Origin of the sequence: Cupriavidus taiwanensis (assembly GCF_900249755.1) — a bacterium.
Taxonomy (GTDB): domain Bacteria; phylum Pseudomonadota; class Gammaproteobacteria; order Burkholderiales; family Burkholderiaceae; genus Cupriavidus; species Cupriavidus taiwanensis_D.
In genome coordinates this window covers 2,527,243-2,546,205 of sequence record NZ_LT976853.1, presented here as the reverse complement: position 1 = coordinate 2,546,205, position 18,963 = coordinate 2,527,243, and the positions used below count along the sequence as shown (strand labels likewise).

19 protein-coding genes are annotated in these 18,963 nt (G+C 68.6%); 15 read left to right on the top strand and 4 right to left on the bottom strand.

What is annotated here, in order from left to right:
* Positions 1 to 104 precede the first annotated feature (104 nt).
* The 11 genes from truA (at position 105) to CBM2594_RS11605 (ending at position 11,701) form a co-directional block, all read left to right on the top strand.
* Positions 105 to 923 (top strand): tRNA pseudouridine(38-40) synthase TruA, encoded by an 819-nt coding sequence (truA, locus tag CBM2594_RS11655; RefSeq protein ID WP_116356955.1) that lies wholly within the window; start codon positions 105 to 107, stop codon positions 921 to 923.
* A complete protein-coding gene (locus CBM2594_RS11650) occupies positions 910 to 1,632 on the top strand; it encodes a phosphoribosylanthranilate isomerase (RefSeq protein WP_116356954.1) in 723 nt (240 codons plus the stop codon). Before truA ends, CBM2594_RS11650 begins: the two co-directional genes overlap by 14 nt.
* Before the next feature lie 124 nt (positions 1,633 to 1,756).
* The gene (gene trpB / locus CBM2594_RS11645) at positions 1,757 to 2,950 is read left to right on the top strand and encodes a tryptophan synthase subunit beta (protein ID WP_116356953.1); all 1,194 of its coding nucleotides are present in this window, start codon (positions 1,757 to 1,759) and stop codon (positions 2,948 to 2,950) included.
* Entirely contained in the window at positions 2,950 to 3,864 is a 915-nt protein-coding gene (locus CBM2594_RS11640) for a DNA-methyltransferase (RefSeq protein ID WP_116356952.1), read from the top strand. Before trpB ends, CBM2594_RS11640 begins: the two co-directional genes overlap by 1 nt.
* A 1-nt stretch (position 3,865) precedes the next feature.
* On the top strand, positions 3,866 to 4,663 hold the full coding sequence (gene trpA / locus CBM2594_RS11635) for a tryptophan synthase subunit alpha (protein ID WP_116356951.1): 798 nt from the start codon (positions 3,866 to 3,868) through the stop codon (positions 4,661 to 4,663).
* Between the two features lie 180 nt (positions 4,664 to 4,843).
* On the top strand, positions 4,844 to 5,716 hold the full coding sequence (gene accD / locus CBM2594_RS11630) for an acetyl-CoA carboxylase, carboxyltransferase subunit beta (RefSeq protein WP_116356950.1): 873 nt from the start codon (positions 4,844 to 4,846) through the stop codon (positions 5,714 to 5,716).
* 137 nt (positions 5,717 to 5,853) lie between these two features.
* The gene (folC, locus tag CBM2594_RS11625; protein WP_116356949.1) at positions 5,854 to 7,164 is read left to right on the top strand and encodes a bifunctional tetrahydrofolate synthase/dihydrofolate synthase; all 1,311 of its coding nucleotides are present in this window, start codon (positions 5,854 to 5,856) and stop codon (positions 7,162 to 7,164) included.
* 107 nt (positions 7,165 to 7,271) lie between these two features.
* Positions 7,272 to 7,997: an SPOR domain-containing protein gene (locus CBM2594_RS11620; RefSeq protein WP_116356948.1), complete on the top strand. Its 726-nt coding sequence runs from the start codon at positions 7,272 to 7,274 to the stop codon at positions 7,995 to 7,997.
* A 42-nt stretch (positions 7,998 to 8,039) separates the two neighbouring features.
* Complete coding sequence (locus CBM2594_RS11615; RefSeq protein WP_116356947.1) at positions 8,040 to 8,537, top strand: CvpA family protein; 498 nt, start codon at positions 8,040 to 8,042, stop codon at positions 8,535 to 8,537.
* A 104-nt stretch (positions 8,538 to 8,641) separates the two neighbouring features.
* Positions 8,642 to 10,171, top strand: coding sequence for an amidophosphoribosyltransferase (purF, locus tag CBM2594_RS11610; protein ID WP_116356946.1), 1,530 nt, complete (start codon positions 8,642 to 8,644; stop codon positions 10,169 to 10,171).
* Between the two features lie 324 nt (positions 10,172 to 10,495).
* On the top strand, positions 10,496 to 11,701 hold the full coding sequence (locus CBM2594_RS11605) for an O-succinylhomoserine sulfhydrylase (RefSeq protein WP_116356945.1): 1,206 nt from the start codon (positions 10,496 to 10,498) through the stop codon (positions 11,699 to 11,701).
* 4 nt (positions 11,702 to 11,705) lie between these two features.
* Here the strand turns inward: CBM2594_RS11605 and CBM2594_RS11600 are convergent, their stop codons facing one another.
* From CBM2594_RS11600 to rpsU, 4 genes are all read right to left on the bottom strand, one after another.
* Complete coding sequence (locus CBM2594_RS11600; protein ID WP_116356944.1) at positions 11,706 to 12,032, bottom strand: hypothetical protein; 327 nt, start codon at positions 12,030 to 12,032, stop codon at positions 11,706 to 11,708.
* Positions 12,033 to 12,071: 39 nt separating this feature from the next.
* A complete protein-coding gene (locus tag CBM2594_RS11595) occupies positions 12,072 to 12,923 on the bottom strand; it encodes an ABC transporter permease (protein WP_116356943.1) in 852 nt (283 codons plus the stop codon).
* Positions 12,924 to 12,937: 14 nt separating this feature from the next.
* Entirely contained in the window at positions 12,938 to 13,849 is a 912-nt protein-coding gene (gene nodI / locus CBM2594_RS11590) for a nodulation factor ABC transporter ATP-binding protein NodI (protein ID WP_116356942.1), read from the bottom strand.
* 176 nt (positions 13,850 to 14,025) lie between these two features.
* Positions 14,026 to 14,238, bottom strand: coding sequence for a 30S ribosomal protein S21 (gene rpsU, locus CBM2594_RS11585; protein WP_010814647.1), 213 nt, complete (start codon positions 14,236 to 14,238; stop codon positions 14,026 to 14,028).
* A 453-nt stretch (positions 14,239 to 14,691) separates the two neighbouring features.
* On the opposite strand from rpsU, the gene CBM2594_RS11580 reads away from it, so the two are divergent.
* From CBM2594_RS11580 to kdpB, 4 genes are read left to right on the top strand one after another with little or no spacing between them, the layout of a single operon-like run.
* Positions 14,692 to 14,841 (top strand): hypothetical protein, encoded by a 150-nt coding sequence (locus CBM2594_RS11580; protein ID WP_198048120.1) that lies wholly within the window; start codon positions 14,692 to 14,694, stop codon positions 14,839 to 14,841.
* Complete coding sequence (locus tag CBM2594_RS11575; RefSeq protein ID WP_062800936.1) at positions 14,841 to 14,930, top strand: potassium-transporting ATPase subunit F; 90 nt, start codon at positions 14,841 to 14,843, stop codon at positions 14,928 to 14,930. The genes CBM2594_RS11580 and CBM2594_RS11575 overlap by 1 nt, the downstream gene beginning before the upstream one ends.
* Positions 14,930 to 16,747, top strand: a complete 1,818-nt coding sequence (kdpA, locus tag CBM2594_RS11570; protein ID WP_116356941.1) for a potassium-transporting ATPase subunit KdpA — start codon at positions 14,930 to 14,932, stop codon at positions 16,745 to 16,747. The genes CBM2594_RS11575 and kdpA overlap by 1 nt, the downstream gene beginning before the upstream one ends.
* Positions 16,748 to 16,789: 42 nt before the next feature.
* A complete protein-coding gene (gene kdpB, locus CBM2594_RS11565) occupies positions 16,790 to 18,961 on the top strand; it encodes a potassium-transporting ATPase subunit KdpB (RefSeq protein WP_116356940.1) in 2,172 nt (723 codons plus the stop codon).
* The last annotated feature ends 2 nt before the right edge of the window (positions 18,962 to 18,963 follow it).

Sequence of the window (18,963 nt, the reverse complement as noted above, 5' to 3'; positions counted from 1 at the left end):
ACGCGCTGCCGCAGCCCGAAGCGATGCGCCGGAAGCGTCCCTTCCGGCGCATTTGCTTTTTTCGGCGCGCATAGCCTGCACGCCGCCATGCATTTCCCCCTGACATGAACCGCATCGCCCTTGGCCTGCACTACGACGGCGCCGCCTTTTCCGGCTGGCAGTCGCAGCCGCATCGCAATACCGTCCAGGACCGCCTGGAAGACGCCATCGAGCGCTTTGCCGGCGTGCGCCTGCTGACCACGGTGGCGGGGCGCACCGATACCGGCGTGCACGCGCTGGGCCAGGTGATTCACCTGGATACAGAACTGGTGCGCGAGCCCTTTTCCTGGGTGCGCGGCGTCAACGCCTTCCTGCCGCCGTCAATCGCGCTGCAATGGGCGCTGCCGGTTGACCAAGGCTTCCATGCCCGCTTCCTGGCGTTCGAGCGCATGTATTACTACGCGCTCTACACCGGCCCGCACCGGGTCCCGCTGGTGCATGGCCGCGCCGGCTACCAGATGCTGCCGCCGGGACAGCGGCTGGATGCCGATGCGATGCGCGAAGCCGCGGCATGCCTGCTCGGCGAGCACGATTTTTCGGCGTTCCGCGCCGCCGAATGCCAGGCCAGGTCGCCGGTCAAGACCATGTATGACGTGACCATCCGCGAGCAGGGCAACTGGGTCTTCCTGCGCTTTCGCGCCAGCGCCTTCCTGCACCATATGGTGCGCAACCTGATGGGCTGCCTGGTGGCGGTGGGGCGCGGGCGCTACCCGCCGCAGTGGCTGGCGCAGGTGCTGGCCGGGCGCGACCGCAAGCTGGCGGCACCCACCTTCATGCCGGATGGCCTCTACCTGGTCGGGGTCAAGTATCCTGATGCTTACCCGATCCCCGCGGCCGACCCGTCCGCGAGCCTGTTCCATGGAGTGTTCGATGACGCAGCCTGAGGGCAGTGCGGCGCACCTGCCGCAGCGCACCCGCATCAAGATCTGCGGCCTGACCCGCGAGGACGACGTGCGCGCCGCCGTCGATGCCGGCGCGGACGCGATCGGGCTGGTGTTCTACCCGAAGAGCCCGCGCTACGTCGACGTGGCGCAAGCCGCGGCGCTGGCCGAGGCCGCCGGGCCGTTCGTCGCGGTGACGGGCCTGTTCGTCAACGCCGACCTTGAAGACATCGCCCACGTCGCGGAGCGTGTGCCGCTGACGCTGCTGCAACTGCACGGCGACGAAACCCCGCAGTTCTGCACCCAGGCCGCCCAGCGCTGCGCGCTGCCGTTCCTGCGCGCCGCCCGTGTCCGCCCGGGCCTCGATTTGATAGAATTCGCCAATCAATACCGTGATGCCGCTGCCTTGCTGCTCGATGCCTTCGTCGAAGGCTATGGCGGTGGCGGCCACGTCTTCGACTGGACCCTGATTCCTCCGGCATGGCTTCCGCCTACTTCCCCGGTACCGGCTACCGGCAACCCGAACGCAAGCGGCGCTCCTCGCATCGTTTTGAGTGGTGGGTTGAACGCGCAAAACGTCGCTGGCGCGATTGAACGCGTGCGCCCCTACGCCGTCGATGTCAGCAGCGGGGTAGAGGCCGCCAGGGGCGTGAAGGACCACGCCCGCATTGCCGAGTTCGTGCGCGCTGTCCGCAGCGCCGAGGCCGGATGAGCCGGAGCGAAGACCGATCCCCTGCCCATCCCGTGTCCGCCGCTTCAGCGCGGACATCGCGCACCCCAGTCAACTACGCGCCCTTGCCGGCTGAGGCAAGGCCGCTGTTCCGAAGAGTCTAGACATGTACGACTTGCCCGATTCCCGTGGCCATTTCGGCCCCTATGGCGGCACCTTCGTGTCCGAAACGCTGGTGCACGCGCTCGATGAGCTGCGCGAGGCCTATGCGCACTACCAGAAGGACCCGGAGTTCGATGCCGAATACCGCCGCGAACTGAAGCACTTTGTCGGCCGCCCGTCGCCGATCTATCACGCGCAGCGCTGGAGCGAGACGCTCGGCGGCGCGCAGATCTACTTCAAGCGCGAGGACCTGAACCACACCGGCGCGCACAAGATCAACAACGTGATCGGCCAGGCGCTGCTGGCCAGGCGCATGGGCAAGCCGCGCGTGATCGCCGAGACCGGCGCGGGGCAGCATGGCGTGGCCACCGCCACCATCGCCGCGCGCTTCGGCATGGAGTGCGTGGTCTACATGGGCGCCGAGGACGTCAGGCGCCAGGCCGCCAACGTCTACCGCATGAAGCTGCTGGGCGCGACCGTGGTGCCGGTGGAAAGCGGCTCGCGCACGCTCAAGGACGCGCTCAACGAAGCCATGCGCGACTGGGTCACCAACGTCGAGAACACCTTCTACATCATCGGCACCGTGGCCGGACCGCACCCGTACCCGATGATGGTGCGCGACTTCCAGTGCGTGATCGGCGAGGAAGCCAAGGTGCAGATGCCCGAGATGACCGGGCGCCAGCCGGATGCGGTGATCGCCTGCGTCGGCGGCGGCTCCAATGCCATGGGCATCTTCTACCCGTACATCGAGCATGCGGACGTGCAGCTGATCGGCGTCGAAGCCGCCGGCGACGGCCTCGACACCGGCCGCCACGCGGCCTCGCTGACCGGCGGCACGCCGGGCGTGCTGCACGGCAACCGCACCTACCTGCTGCAGGACGACAACGGGCAGATCATCGAGACGCATTCGGTCTCGGCCGGCCTGGACTACCCGGGCGTCGGCCCCGAGCATGCCTGGCTCAAGGACAGCGGCCGCGCGCAATACGTGCCGGTCACGGACGAAGAAGCGCTCAAGGCCTTCCACGACTGCTGCCGCATCGAGGGCATCATCCCGGCGCTGGAATCGAGCCACGCCATCGCCTATGCCTGCAAGCTGGCGCCGACCTTGCCGAAAGACAAGCTGCTGCTGGTGAACCTGTCCGGCCGCGGCGACAAGGACATGCACACCGTGGCCGAGCGCGCGGGGCTCAAGCTCTGATGCGCGCGCTGCCTCCGACCGGACTTGCCGTGGGCGGCGCGGGCGCACCGGACGCGTCCGGTGCGCCCGACTCCGCCCAGCTGCGCCTGTTCCAGGAAGACATGTTCGAGGGCATTGCGCGCCTGCCGGACGGCTCGGTCGACCTGATCGTCGCCGACCCCCCGTACGGGCTGGGCAAGGACTACGGCAACGATTCCGACCTGCTGTCGGGCCAGGAATACCTGGACTGGTCCGAGCGCTGGATGGATGCGGTCGTGCCCAAGCTCGCACCCAAGGGCACGCTCTACCTGTTCTGCACCTGGCAGTACTCGCCCGAGCTGTTCGTGATGCTGAAGCGGCGCCTCACCATGATCAACGAGATCATCTGGGACCGCCGCGTGCCCAGCATGGGCGGCACCACGCGCAAGTTCTCGTCGGTGCACGACAACATCGGCTTCTTCGCGCGGGCGCGCGACTACTACTTCGATCTCGATCCGGTGCGCATTCCCTACGACGCCGAGACCAAGAAGGCGCGCAGCCGCCCGCGTTTCGAAGGCAAGAAGTGGCTGGAGGTGGGCTACAACCCGAAGGACCTGTGGAGCGTCTCGCGCATCCACCGCCAGGACCCGGAACGCGCCAACCACCCGACGCAGAAGCCGCTGGAGATCGTCGAGCGCATGGTGCTGTCGAGCTGCCCGCCGGGCGGCCTGGTGCTGGACCCGTTCGCCGGCAGCGGCACCACCGCGGTGGCGTGCCTGCGCCACGGCCGCCGCTTCGTGGGCTACGAGATCAACCCGGAGTACGTGCAGGTGGCGTGCGGGCGCGTGGCCGCGGCTGCGCAAGCCATGCCCGCCATCGAGCCCGACGCCGCCCCAACCCTGGCCGCCGCCAACGACGACGCCTCGCCGGCGCCGCGGCCTCACCTGATTCCCTGATATGTCCCGTATCCAGAAGACGTTCGCGGCGCTGGCCGCGCAGCAGAAGAAGGGCCTGATTCCGTTCATCACCGCCGGCGATCCCGAGCCCGGCCTGACCGTGGCGCTGATGCACGCGCTGGTGGCGGGCGGCGCCGACGTGATCGAGCTGGGCGTGCCGTTCTCCGATCCGATGGCCGACGGCCCGGTGATCCAGCGCGCCTCCGAGCGCGCGCTGGCGCAGGGCGTGTCGCTCACGCAGGTGCTGCAGTGGGTGCGCGAATTCCGCCAGACCAACGCCGACACCCCGGTCGTGCTGATGGGCTATGCCAACCCGATCGAGCGCATGGGCGAAGCGGCCTTCGCCAAGGCGGCCAGCGCCGCCGGCGTCGACGGCGTGCTGGTGGTCGACTATCCGCCCGAGGAGTGCGAGTCGTTCGCCGGGCTGATGCGCGACCACGGCATGGACCCGATCTTCCTGCTGGCGCCGACCTCGACCGATGCACGCATCGAGGCGGTGGCCAGGGTCGCCAGCGGCTATCTTTACTATGTCTCGCTCAAGGGCGTGACCGGCTCCGCATCGATCGACCTGGACAGCGTGGCGGCGCGGCTGCCGCTGATCAAGCAGCACGCCAACCTGCCGGTCGGGGTGGGCTTCGGCATCCGCGACGCGCAGACCGCGCGCGCGATCGGCAGCGTGGCCGATGCCGTGGTGATCGGCAGCCGCCTGGTGCAGCTGCTGGAAGACACGCCGCGCGAGCAGGCTGTCGCAGCGCTGCAATCGTTCATCGCCGAAATTCGACAGGCGCTGGACGCCTGAAGTGATTCATTGCCGGCTTTGGTCGATGCGAGAGGTGCATTATCGTGCGCAATTCACGCGTTGCGCTTCGACCTGACCGGGCCGGCATGGTAAATTCGCGGGCTGATTCCCTGCCTTCGGCCAACCGGCGCCCCGACCGCGGGCCTGCCGGCGCAGCGCAGTCATCCGAAAGGAGCTTTCATGAGCTGGTTGGATAAACTCCTGCCCCCCAAGATTCAACAGACCGACCCCAGCACCCGCAAGGGCATCCCCGAGGGGTTGTGGGTCAAGTGCCCGTCGTGCGAGTCCACCCTGTACCGGACCGACGTCGAGGCCAACCTGCACGTCTGCCCCAAGTGCGACCACCATATGCGCATCCGCGCGCGGGCGCGCCTGGACGCACTGCTCGACGCCGAAGGCCGCTATGAGATCGGCCAGGAGATCGTGCCGGTCGACGCGCTCAAGTTCAAGGATTCGAAGAAGTACCCGGACCGCATCAAGGCCGCCATGGAAGACACCGGCGAGACCGATGCCATGGTGGTGATGGGCGGTGCCATCCATACCATCCCGGTGGTGGCGAGCTGCTTCGAGTTCGAGTTCATGGGCGGCTCGATGGGCTCGGTGGTGGGCGAGCGCTTCGTGCGCGGCGCGCAGGCCGCGCTGGAGCAGAAGGTGCCGTTCATCTGCTTTACCGCCACCGGCGGCGCGCGCATGCAGGAAAGCCTGCTGTCGCTGCTGCAGATGGCCAAGACCACGGCGATGCTGAACCAGCTGAGCGCGGCCAGGCTGCCGTTCATCAGCGTGCTGACCGACCCGACCATGGGCGGCGTGTCGGCCAGCTTCGCCTTCCTGGGCGACGTGGTGATCGCCGAGCCCAAGGCGCTGATCGGCTTTGCCGGCCCGCGCGTGATCGAGCAGACCGTGCGCGAGAAGCTGCCGGAAGGCTTCCAGCGCTCGGAATTCCTGCTGACCAAGGGCGCCATCGACATGATCGTCGACCGCCGCAAGATGCGCGCCGAACTGGCGCAGCTGCTGGCGCTGCTGCAGAAGCAGCCCGCCGACGCGGTGGCATAACGCCGCAAGTATCGCGGTACCGAAGGCGCGGGTGGTTGACGCGCCTTTCGCCTTTTCTGGATGCCTGCGGCGCCGCGCCCTTGACTTTGCGCGCGCGTGCCCGAATCTGGTAGCAAACGCTTTCCTCGCACACCGAAATGCCTGTCTTCCACACGCTCCCCGAATGGCTTGCCCATCTCGAAACCGCCCACCCCGTGGGCATCGACATGGGCCTGACGCGCATCACGCGCGTGAAGGAAGCCCTCGGGCTGCGCATCGACGCCGCCGTCTTCACCGTGGGCGGCACCAACGGCAAGGGTTCGACCTGCGCCATGCTCGAGCGCATCCTGCTGGAAGCCGGCTACAAGGTGGGCTGCCATACCTCGCCGCACCTGATCACGTTCAACGAGCGGGCGCGGCTGAACGGCGAGATCGCGACCGATGCGCAGCTGCTGCCGCACTTCGAGGCGGTCGAGCACGCGCGCAACAGCTTTGCCGACCCGGTCAGCCTGACCTACTTCGAGTTCACCACGCTGGCGATCCTCCATTTCTTCGCCGCGTCCGGCCTCGATGCGATCGTGCTGGAAGTCGGCCTGGGCGGCCGCCTCGACGCGATCAATGTGATCGATACCGACTGCGCGATCATCACCAGCGTCGACATCGACCATACCCAGTACCTGGGCAACACCCGCGAGCAGATCGGCTTCGAGAAGGCCGGCATCTTCCGTCCGGGCGTGCCCGCGATCTGCGGCGATCCGGTGCCGCCCAAGTCATTGGTGGCGCACGCCGAAGCGGTCGGCGCCGAACTGTGGCTGGTCGGCCGCGACTACCATTTCCAGGCCGCCAAGGGCCAGGAGCGCCAGCAATGGGACTGGAGCGGCGGCGGGCGCAGGCTCAACGGCCTGGGCTATCCGGCGCTGCGCGGCGCCAACCAGCTGCTCAACGCAGCGGCTGCGCTGGCGGCGCTGCAGGCGCTGCGCGAGCGCCTGCCGGTAAGCGCGCAGGAAGTGCGCAACGGCCTGGCCTTCGTCGAGCTGCCGGGCCGGTTCCAGGTGCTGCCGGGCCGTCCCGCCGTGATCCTCGACGTGGCGCACAATCCGCATGCGGCCGCCACGCTGGGGCAGAACCTCGAGAACATGGGGTTCTTCCGCTACACCTATGCGGTGTTCGGGGCGATGCAGGACAAGGACATCGCCGGGGTGCTGCAGCACGTGGCCGACAAGGTCGACCACTGGTGCCTGTGCGACCTGCCGACCGAACGCGCGGCCAGCGCCGCGGAGCTGCTGGCGAAGCTGGAGGCAGGGGGCTTCCGCCCCGGCCCGGATGCCACCGCGGCCTGCTTTTCCAGCCCCGAGGCGGCATTCCGCGACGCCATCGAGCGAGCCACCGAGAATGATAGAATTCTGGTCTTCGGATCGTTCTATACCGTCGCCGGCGTGATGGCCTACCGTGCCACGCAGGCAAACTGACGCGGGCGCCCCGGCGCACGCTGTGCTGGCAACCCCGGCGGCCTTGGCCGATCACTGAGCGGCAAACGCAACGAGCGGCCCACGGGGCCGTATCACCGAACCAATCTATGGGCCTGCTTTCGCTGTTTTCTTCCCGCAAGGGCAACGACCCGGCACCCGAGCGTGCGCGGCGCCAGCGCACCGACACGGGTGCGGGCATCGCCTCGTCGCGCCGCCTGGCCGACGACTATGCCGACGATACGCTGGACCCTGAATTCCCGCAGAAGCAGCGCGCGCGCCGCCGGCTGATCGGCGCCGTGGTGCTGATGGTGGCCGCCGTGATCGTGCTGCCGATCGTGTTCGAGACCAAGCCGCGGCCGGTGTCCGACGATGTCTCGGTCAAGGTCGCCAACGGTGTCGGTGCGCAGAAGCCGCGCGTCGAGCCGCGCAAGGCCGATCCGCTGCCGCCCGCGCCGGCCGCGCGCAACGATGCGGCGCTGGATGCCGGCGAGGAAATCGTCAATGCGCCGAAGGCCGCCGCGCCTGCCGCCGACAAGCCCGAGCCGAAGCCTGAAGCGAAGGCCGAGACCAGGGCCGAGTCCAAGGCCGATACCAAGCCCGGCAGCGGCAAGTACCTGATCCTGATCGGCGCGTTTTCTTCCGAAGAGCGCGCCCGGGGCTGGCTGGCCAAGCTCAAGGCGAGCAAGGTGCCGGCCTATGTCGAAAAGAAGGTGCTGGCCGATGGCGAGCGCATCCTGCTGCGTGCCGGTCCCTTCAATGACCGCGACGCCGCCGACGCCGCCGACAAGCGCGTGCGCGCGGTGGGGCTGACCTCGAAGGTCGTGGAACAGTAAGGGCGCCCCGGCCGGTGCGTGTGCCCCGGCCGGCAAGCAACGATGCAGCCGACTTTCTTCGACTATGCCGTGGTCTTCATCCTGCTGGCCTCGGGCCTGCTGGGCGTGCTGCGCGGGCTGGTGCGCGAGGTGCTCTCGCTGATCGGCTGGGTGGTGGCGTTCTGGGTGGCGTTCCGCTACGGCGCGGTGGCCGCGGGCTGGATGCCGGAATCGATGCCGGGCGGCGAGCTGGCGCGCCACGCGCTGGGCTTCGTGGCGCTGCTGATCGGCACCGTGCTGGGGGCCTCGCTGGCCGGCATGGTGGTCGGGCAATTGCTGGAGAGCACCGGCCTCAAGCCCGCCGACCGCGGCCTCGGGCTGATGTTCGGCCTGCTGCGCGGCGTGCTGCTGGTGATGGTGATGGTGACGCTGGCCAGCCTGACGAAAATGCCGGAAGAACCGTTCTGGCGCGATGCGGTGAGCCGCCCGTATGTGATGCAGGCCATGGAAGCGGTGAAGCCATGGCTGCCGCCGGAGCTGGCGAAGTACGTGAAGACATGAGGCCGGGCACGTTGCGCGGCTGGTAGTAACGCAGGCCTTGGGGTCCGGAGGATATGCCGGGCCAGGCTGCGCCCCTGAATCAAAGCCTTTCCTGGGAGCTTGGCATGTGCGGTATCGTCGGTGTGGTGTCATCCACGCCCGTCAACCAATTGATTTACGACAGCCTGCTGTTGTTGCAACATCGCGGACAGGATGCTGCCGGCATCGCCACCGCCAACGGCAGTACCTTCCACATGCACAAGGCCAACGGCCTGGTGCGCGATGTCTTCCGCACCCGCAACATGCGCAGCCTGCCCGGCGCCGCCGGTATCGGCCAGGTGCGCTATCCGACCGCCGGCTCGGCATCCAGCGAGGAAGAAGCGCAGCCGTTCTACGTCAACGCCCCCTACGGCGTGATCCTGGCGCATAACGGCAACCTGACCAACTGGGAGCAGCTGCGCGAGGAGATGTTTCGCCGCGACCGCCGCCACATCAACACGCATTCGGACACCGAGGTGCTGCTGAACGTGCTGGCCGACGAGCTGCAGCGCGCCAGCAATGGCATGGCGCTGGACCCGGACACGATCTTCACGGCGGTCAGCGGCCTGCACCGCCGCGTGCGCGGCTCGTACGCCATCGCCGCGCAGATCGCCGGCTACGGCATGCTGGCGGTGCGCGATCCGTTCGGCATCCGCCCGCTGTGCCTGGGCAGCGTCGAGACCCCGACCGGCAAGGAATGGATGGTGGCCTCCGAGTCCGTGGCGCTGGAAGGCATCGGCTACAAGCTCGAGCGCGACGTGGCGCCGGGCGAGGCCATCTTCATCGACCTCGACGGCAAGCTCTACACCAAGCTGTGCGCCGACAACGCGGTGCTGACCCCGTGCATTTTCGAGTACGTCTACCTGGCCCGCCCGGATTCGTGCATCGACGGCGTGCCAGTGTATGACGCGCGCCTGCGCATGGGCGACTACCTGGCCGAGAAGATCCGCCAGGAAGTGTCGGCCGGCGATATCGACGTGGTCATGCCGATCCCCGACTCCAGCCGTCCGGCCGCGATGCAGGTGGCCAACCGCCTGGGCGTGAACTACCGCGAAGGCTTCTTCAAGAACCGCTACGTCGGCCGCACCTTTATCATGCCGGGCCAGGCGGTGCGCAAGAAGTCGGTGCGCCAGAAGCTCAACGCCATGGGCGTCGAGTTCAAGGGCAAGAACGTGCTGATCGTCGATGACTCGATCGTGCGCGGCACCACCTCGTTCGAGATCGTGCAGATGGCGCGCGATGCCGGCGCCAACAAGGTGATCTTCGCCTCGGCCGCGCCGCCGGTGAAGTACCCCAACGTGTACGGCATCGACATGCCGACCCGCAGCGAACTGGTGGCGCACAACCGCACCCACGAAGAGATCGCGAAGATCATCGGCGCCGACAAGCTGGTGTACCAGGACGTCGAAGCGATGAAGCAGGCGGTGCGCGACATCAACCCCGCGCTGAAGGACTTCGACGCCTCGTGCTTCGACGGCCGCTACATCACCGGCGATATCGACGAGGCCTACCTGGACCGCCTGGAAACCGCGCGCAGCCAGGCCGACCGCGACGGCACCGGCGGTGACACCGAGCGCTCGCAGCTGCACCTGCAGCGCTCCGGCGGCAACGAGTAAGCCGCGCGCGTTGACGAATGCGATGCCCGGCCGTAACATGGCCGGGCGTCGATTTGACAGTCAGCTTGCGGACGCGGGTACAGCCCGAAACAGCTAAAGAGATGGTAGCCAGCAACGATTCCCGATGCGCAGCGCCTTGCCGGCACCGCGATCCCCGGAAGCCGGCCGCCACAGCCTGAAGCCCAAGGCCATTCGCAGAACAGCAAGCCCGTCGATCCGACCCTTCGATCGCACGGGCTTTTTTCATGGCCGCGCGCCGCCCACGGGCCGGTGCGCGGCTTGTCGAAACCATCGCCTTCGCGCGGGTACGACCGCGCCACCAGCATGAACCAACCGCTCAATCCCGAATCGCTCGGCATCGACACCCTCGGCGTGCGCGCCGGCACGCTGCGCAGCGAGTTCATGGAGCACTCCGAGGCCATGTACCTGACCTCGAGCTTCTGCTTCAACAGCGCCGCCGAAGCCGCCGAGCGCTTTGCCAACTCGGAAGAGGGCTACACCTATTCGCGCTTCACCAACCCGACCGTGTCGATGTTCCAGTCGCGGCTGGCCGCGCTGGAAGGGGCGCAGGCCTGCATGGCGACCGCCTCGGGCATGAGCGCGATCCTGTCGGTGGTGCTGTCGTCGATGCAGGCCGGCGACCACCTGGTCAGCTCGCGCGCGATCTTCGGCTCGACCATGACGCTGTTCAGCAATATCTTCGGCAAGTTCGGCGTCGAGACCACCTTCGTCGATCCGAGCGACCTGAACGCGTGGCGCGCCGCGGTGCGCCCGAACACCAAGCTGTTCTTCCTCGAAACGCCGTCGAATCCGCTGACCGAAGTGGCCGACATCGCGGCGGTGGCGGACATCGCCCATGACGCCGGCGCGCTGCTGGTGGTCGACAACTGCTTCTGCTCGCCCGCGCTGCAGCAGCCGATGAAATTTGGCGCCGACATCGTGGTGCACTCGGCCACCAAGCATATCGACGGCCAGGGCCGCGTGCTGGGCGGCGCGGTGCTGGGCTCGCACGACTTCATCATGGGCAAGGTGTTCCCGTTCGTGCGCACCGCGGGGCCGACGCTGTCGGCGTTCAATGCATGGGTGCTGCTCAAGGGCATGGAGACGCTGGCGATCCGCATGGAGCGCCATTCGGCGAGCGCGCTGGCGCTGGCGCAGTTCCTGGAATCGCACCCGGCTGTGGCGCGCGTGTTCCACCCGGCGCTGGCATCGCACCCGCAGCACCAGATCGCGATGCGCCAGCAAAGCGGCGGAGGCGCGATCGTCTCGTTCGAGCTCAAGGGCGCCACGCCCGAGCAGCAGCGCGCCAACGCCTGGCGCGTGATCGACAACACGCGGCTGTGCTCGATCACCGGCAACCTGGGCGACACCCGCACCACCATCACCCACCCGTACACCACCACGCACGCGCGCGTCAGCCCCGAGGCCAAGGCGGCCGCGGGCGTCAGCGAAGGGCTGATCCGGCTGGCGGTGGGGCTGGAGTCGGTCGAGGACCTGAAGGCCGACCTGCTGCGCGGCCTGGGCGGCTGAGGCGCTACTGTATCGAGGTGGTTCCTGGGGCCGCCGGTGACGGTTCCGGCGGCGGCTCGTCGCTGCCGGCCACTGCCTTCACGCCGGCGGCAGTGACGTCGTAGGTCGCGCCGACCGCGGTCGAGGCGACGCTGACGGCGGCCGATCCCACCGTCGCCACCGTCGACACCGCGGCGCTGCCGACCGCCACGGTGGCGCCGACCACCATGCAGCCGGCCAGCGGCGCGACGGAGCAGGCGGCCGCCAGCCTCAGCGCGATGCGCGGCAGGGTGGCAGAGGTCTGGCTATCGTTGCGCCGGTTGCGACGCAAGCGGGGAAATAAAGACTGCATGGAACTCGTAGTAGTAGTTGAGCCTGGCACCGGGCGGAGTCAGCGCAGCAGCCGGCGGCGCAGCAGCACCAGGCATACCACCAGCGCGGCCACCGCATAGGCGCCCAGCACCGCCAGATGCAGGCCGGCGCCGTCGACCGGGCGGCCCAGCATCAGCGGACGGATCAGCGCCACCGCGTGCGCCAGCGGCAGCGTGTTGGTCGCGGCCTGCACGCCTTCGGGCAGCTGTTCCAGCGGGAAGAACACGCCCGACAGCAGCAGCATCGGCGTCATCACCAGGGTCTGGTAGAACATGAAGAAGTCGTAGCTGGGCGCCAGCGCGGTGACGATCATCGCCAGCGCGGCGAAGGCGATGCCGGCCAGCACGATCACCGGCAGCGCCAGCAGCGCGCCCGGCATCTGCGCATAGCCGAGCGCGCCCGCCACCAGCATGATGGCCAGCCCCGACAGCACCGCCTTGCTGGCGGCCCAGGCGATCTCGCCCAGCACCACGTCGCCCAGCGTCAGCGGGGCATGCATGATCGCTTCCCAGGTGCGCTGCACATGCATGCGCGAGAACGCCGAGTACATCGACTCGAAGCTGGCCGACATCATCACGCTGGACGCGGTGGTGCCGGCCGCCAGGAAGGCGATATACGACACGCCGTCGACCTTGCCGACCATCAGCCCCAGCCCGAGTCCGAGGCCGAACAGGTAGATCATCGGGTCGGCGAGGTTGCCGATCATCGACGGGATGGCCAGCTTCTTCCACACCATGTAGTTGCGGTACCAGACCATCATCCAGTTGCGCAGGTTGCGCGGCAGCAGCGGCTGCGGATAGGCCTGCCGCACTGCCGCGCCGGTGGCGGGGGAGGCATCGGTGGCGTCCGCGCGCGGATCCTGTTCGCTCATGTCAGTCCCTCGGTTCAGTCCCGCATCTCGCGGCCGGTCAGCTTGAGGAACACGTCCTCGAGATTGGCCGGGCGGTGCAGGTAGCGCACGCCGCTCCGGCCGTGCAGCGCGGCCAGCAGCGGGGCGGGCTCGCGCACGTAGCAGAACAGCGTCTCGCCGCTCATTTCGGTGCGCTGCGCCAGCGGCGTCAGGCTGCTGCGCAGCGTGTCCAGCTCATCGCCATAGACCTCGACCACGTCGCAGCCGATCTGGCTGTCGATCAGCTCGTGCGGCTTGCCTTCGGCAATCTTGCGCCCGCCGTCGATCACGCACAGGTAGTTGCACAGCCGTTCGGCTTCTTCCATGAAGTGGGTGGTCAGCAGGATGGTCTTGCCGCTGGCCATCAGCGACTTCAGCCGCTCCCAGATCAGGTGGCGCGCCTGCGGGTCAAGGCCGGTGGTGGGTTCGTCCATCACCAGCAGGTCGGGGTCGTTGATCAGCGCGCGCGCCACCGTCAGGCGCCGGCGCATGCCGCCGGAGAGGTCGCGCACCTGCGCGTCGGCGCGGTTTTCCAGTCGCGCGAACTCGAGCAGCCCCGGCACCCGGCGCTCGATCTCGGCCGACGACAGCCCGAAGTAGCGCCCGAAGATGCGCAGGTTCTCGATCACCGAGAAGTCGGGGTCGAGATTGTCGAACTGCGGCACCACGCCCACGCGCATGCGCGCCTGCGGCGCGCGCTCGGGGATGGGCTCGCCGCACAGCGTCAGCGTGCCCGCCATCGGCGTGGTCAGGCCCAGCAGCAGCCGCAGCGTGGTGGTCTTGCCGGCGCCGTTGGGGCCCAGCAGGCCGAAGCACTGGCCGCGGAAAACCTGGAGGTCGAGGTCGTCGACCACGACCGTGTCGCCGTATTGCTTGCGCACCTTGCGCAACTCGAGGATGGCAGTCAAGGCAGGGTCCGGTGTGGCGCCGCAACGGCGCAATATCCGCCATTATGCCGGTCATCGGCGCCGCGCTCAGGTGGCGCAGTGCAGCACGCGCCCCGGTTCGCGCGGCAATAAAAAAACCGCCAGCGGACTGGCGGCTTTTTATGCCTGGCATCACCAGGCAGCGAAGCGTACCGGAATCAGTACATCTTCTTCGGCAGCATCTGCATGCGCAGGCGCTTGCGCAGGCGTGCTTCGGCGGCCTTCTTCTTGCGCTTGCGCTCGGTCGTCGGCTTCTCGTAAGCGGTACGGCTCTTGAGTTCAACGATCAGGCCAGTCTGCAGAATGGCACGACGGAAACGCCGCATTGCAACTTCAACGGGCTCACCGGGTTTCAAGACGATCTTAGTCAATTCAGTCCTTTAGGGGATTGCCGCCGGGGCGGCTGGTTCACACGGGGGGAAACTGCGGGTCGCCGGAGCGACTGGTATTGCACGCCGGGCTGGTGCCCTGGTGCGCCCCCGCGAACCTGAAAGATGTGGACGTTTCAGTCCGTGCAACCAGTGTCAGGGGTGATAGCGCCAGGTCCGATTACAACTGGAGCCTGACAGTACCGGTTTCCATGAATGCTATACGCCCGTAACTATGGCATGTATACGACGCCACTGTCAAGAATGCAGTGCGACACGCGCGTGGCGGCGCAGCCGGATAGTTATGTGCGAAGCACTTTATGCGGTCCGCCATCCCGAGCACGGCCCGCGAGGCGTCTTTATACCGTTTTTACAGCCGCCGCGGGTCTTTCTACCCCGTTTTTATCCGCGCATCCCTAATCTGGGTGACGTCTGCCACTCACGATTGTGCTCGCCATGGATGCGTTGTTCCTGCTCGTTCTGATTGCCTTCGGCGCCGCCAGCGTCGCGCTGGTCGCGCTGTGCGCGTGGCTGTGCGGCCCGGTCCGCCCGGCGCCAACCGCGGACCGGCCGCAGCCGGACGCAGCCACCGGCGGAGGCCGCTGATGGACTGGACCGAACTGCTGGCCGGCGCGCTTGCCGTGGCCATCTTCCTCTACCTGCTGATTGCGCTGTGCCGTCCGGAGAAGTTCTGATGCCGACCGATTTCCCGGGCCTGCTGGCCCTTTACCTGGTCATCCTGCTGGCGCTGGCGCCGTGGCTGGGCCGCTACCTGCGCCGCGCGGTCGAAGACGGCGGCTATCGGCTGACCGCCTGGGGCCGGCCGTTCGAGCGCGCGCTGTACCGGCTTGCCGGCGTCGATGGCCAGGCGCAGATGGGCTGGCGGCGCTACGCGCTGGCCGTGCTCGCCTTCAACCTGCTCGGCGCGGTGGCGGTCTATGCGCTGCAGCGCCTGCAGGGCTGGCTGCCGCTGAACCCGCAGGGCTTCGGCGCGGTGTCGCCGGACTCGGCCTTCAACACCGCCGTGAGCTTCGTCGCCAATACCAACTGGCAGGGCTATGCCGGCGAATCGACCATGAGCTACCTGACGCAGATGCTGGCGCTGACGGTGCAGAACTTTGTCTCGGCGGCCACCGGCATTGCGGTGGTGTTCGCGCTGATCCGCGGCTTTGCGCGCCAGCGCGCGGGCGCCATCGGCAACTTCTGGGTCGACCTGACGCGCATCACGCTGTACGTGCTGGTGCCGCTGGCATCGGCGATCGCGCTGGCGCTGGCCAGCCAGGGCGTGATCCAGAACTTCAGCGGCTATCGCGATGCCAGCCTGCTGCGTCCGGTGGCCTACAGCCAGCCGGTGACGGACGCCGCCGGCGCCCCGGTCGCCGATGCCCAGGGCCGGGCGCTGACCCGTCCGGCGACGGCGCACACGCAGACCCTGCCGATGGGGCCGGTGGCCTCGCAGGAAGCGATCAAGATGCTGGGCACCAACGGCGGCGGCTTCTTCAACGCCAACTCCGCGCATCCGTACGAGAACCCGACCGCGCTGACCAACCTGATCGAGATGCTGGCGATCTTCCTGATCCCCGCCGCGCTGTGCTTTACCTTCGGCGAGATGGTCAAGGACCGCCGCCAGGGCGTGGCCGTGCTGGCGGCGATGACGCTGCTGTTCGTCGCCATGGCGAGCCTGGCCGCGCTCGCCGAGCAACACGCCGGCCCGGTGCTGTCCGCGCTGCCGCTCGACCACCTGGGTTCCGCGCTGCAGGGGGGCGGCAATATGGAGGGCAAGGAAACACGCTTCGGCGTGGCCGCCTCGGCGCTGTTCGCGGCGGTCACCACGGCGGCGTCGTGCGGCGCGGTCAATGCCATGCACGATTCCTTCACCGCGCTGGGCGGCATGGTGCCGATGCTGCTGATGCAGCTGGGCGAGGTGGTGTTCGGCGGGGTTGGCTCGGGCCTGTACGGCATGCTGGTCTATGCGGTGCTGGCGGTGTTCATCGCCGGCCTGATGATCGGCCGCACGCCGGAATACCTCCGCAAGAAGATCGAGGCCTTCGAGATGAAGATGACCGTGATCGTGATCCTGGTCACGCCGCTGCTGGTGCTGCTCGGCACGGCGGTGGCGGTGATGGCGGGCGCCGGCCGCGCGGGCGTGCTCAACCCGGGCACGCACGGCTTCTCCGAAATCCTCTACGCGCTGTCGTCGGCGGCCAACAACAACGGCAGCGCGTTCGCGGGCCTGTCGGCCAACACCCCGTTCTACAACACGCTGCTGGCCGCGGCGATGTGGTTCGGCCGCTTCTGGATCGTGATCCCGGTGCTGGCGCTGGCGGGCTCGCTGGCGGCCAAGCCGAAGCTGCCCGCCACCGGCGGCACCATGCCCACGCACGGCGCGCTGTTCGTGGTGCTGCTGGCCGGCTCCGTGCTGATGGTGGGCGCGCTCACCTATGTCCCGGCGCTGGCGCTGGGCCCCGTTGCCGAACACCTGCAGGGCGTGCTGGCCGGCGCCGCGCGCTGATCGCCTGCCCTGACTATCGCCATTTGCGAACCCGTTCTCCTCATGCAACCCGATACCCTGACCACGCGGCCCCAGGCCGCCCCTGACAGCGCCCACGACGGCGCCGTCCATGACGCGGCACGCGTGCCGCGCCGCATCCTGTCGCCGGAACTGGTGCGCCCGGCGCTGCTCGCGGCGCTGCGCAAGCTGTCGCCGCGCGAGCAGCTGCGCAACCCGGTGATGTTCGTGGTCTATGCCGGCGCCATCCTGACCACGCTGCTGGCGGTGCGCGCGCTGGTGTCGCCGCTGCCGCATGCCACCGAAAGCGCGGGCTTTATCGTCGCGGTCACGGTCTGGCTGTGGGTCACCGTGCTGTTCGCCAACTTTGCCGAGGCGCTGGCCGAAGGGCGCAGCCGCCAGCAGGCGGCGTCGCTGCGCGGGCTGAAAAGCACCGCGACCGCGCGCGTGCTGGCCGAAGGCCGCCGCAATGGCGCCGTGCAGGTGCGCCCGGCCACCACGCTGCGCCGCGGCGACGTGGTGCTGGCCGAGGCCGGCGACATGATCCCCGGCGACGGCGAGGTCATCGAAGGCGTGGCCTCGGTCGACGAAAGCGCCATCACCGGGGAATCGGCGCCGGTGATCCGCGAATCCGGCGGCGACTTCTCGTCCGTCACCGGCGGCACGCGCGTGCTGTCGGACTGGATCGTGGTGCGCATCACCACCAATCCCGGCGAAAGCTTTATCGACCGGATGATCTCGATGGTCGAGGGCGCGCGCCGCCAGAAGACGCCGAACGAGCTGGCGCTGACCATCCTGCTGGTCGGGTTGTCCATGGTGCTGCTGCTGGCCACCGCCACGCTGCTGCCGTTCTCCGCCTACAGCGTGCTGGCGACGGGAGCGGGGCTGCCGGTCACAGTGACCGTGCTGGTGGCGCTGCTGGTATGCCTGATCCCGACCACCATCGGCGGGCTGCTGTCGGCGATCGGCGTGGCCGGCATGAGCCGCATGATGGCGGCCAACGTGGTCGCCACCTCGGGCCGCGCGGTCGAGGCCGCCGGCGACGTCGACGTGCTGCTGCTCGACAAGACCGGCACGATCACGCTGGGCAACCGCCAGGCGGCACGGCTGCTGCCGGCGCCGGGCGTGACCGAGCGCCAGCTGGCCGCGGCCGCGTGGCTGTCTTCGCTGGCCGATGAAACCCCGGAGGGCCGCAGCATCGTGGCGCTGGCGCGGCAGCAGGCCGGCGTCGAGGCGCCCGCCATGGGCGCGGCGCGGCCGGTGTTCGTGCCGTTCAGCGCGCAGACGCGCATGAGTGGCGTCGACCTGGACGAGGGCGCGTCCCGGCGCAGCGTGCGCAAGGGCGCGGCCGACGCGGTGCGCCGCTACGTGGCCCAGCAGGCGGGCAAGTTCCCGGATGCGGTCACGCATGCGGTCGAGGACGTCGCGCGCGCCGGCAGCACGCCGCTGGTGGTGGCCGAGCTGGCCGGGGCCGAGGTGCGCGTGCTGGGCGTGGTCGAGCTGAAGGACACGGTCAAGCGCGGCATCCGCGAGCGCTTCGGCGAACTGCGCCGCATGGGCATCCGCACCGTGATGATCACCGGCGACAACCGGCTGACCGCCGCGGCGATTGCCGCCGAGGCCGGCGTCGACGACTTCCTGGCCGAAGCCACGCCCGAGACCAAGCTGGCGCTGATCCGCCAGTACCAGGCCGAGGGGCGGCTGGTGGCGATGACCGGCGACGGCACCAACGATGCCCCGGCGCTGGCGCAGGCCGACGTCGCCGTCGCCATGAACAGCGGCACGCAGGCCGCGCGCGAGGCCGGCAATATGGTCGACCTCGACAGCAATCCCACCAAGCTGATCGAGATCGTCGGCATCGGCAAGCAGATGCTGATGACGCGCGGCGCGCTGACCACCTTCAGCGTGGCCAACGACCTCGCCAAGTATTTCGCGATCATTCCCGCGGCCTTTGCCACCACCTATCCGCAGCTCGGACTGCTCAACGTGATGGGGCTGGCCACGCCGTCTTCCGCGATCCTGTCGGCGGTGATCTTCAACGCGCTGATCATCGTGGTGCTGATCCCGCTGGCGCTGCGCGGCGTGCGCTACCGCGCCCTCGGCGCCGCCGCGCTGCTGCGCCGCAACCTGCTGGTGTACGGGCTGGGCGGCATCGCGGTGCCATTTGCCGGCATCAAGCTGATCGACATGGGCCTGGCCGCGATGGGCTGGGCCTGACC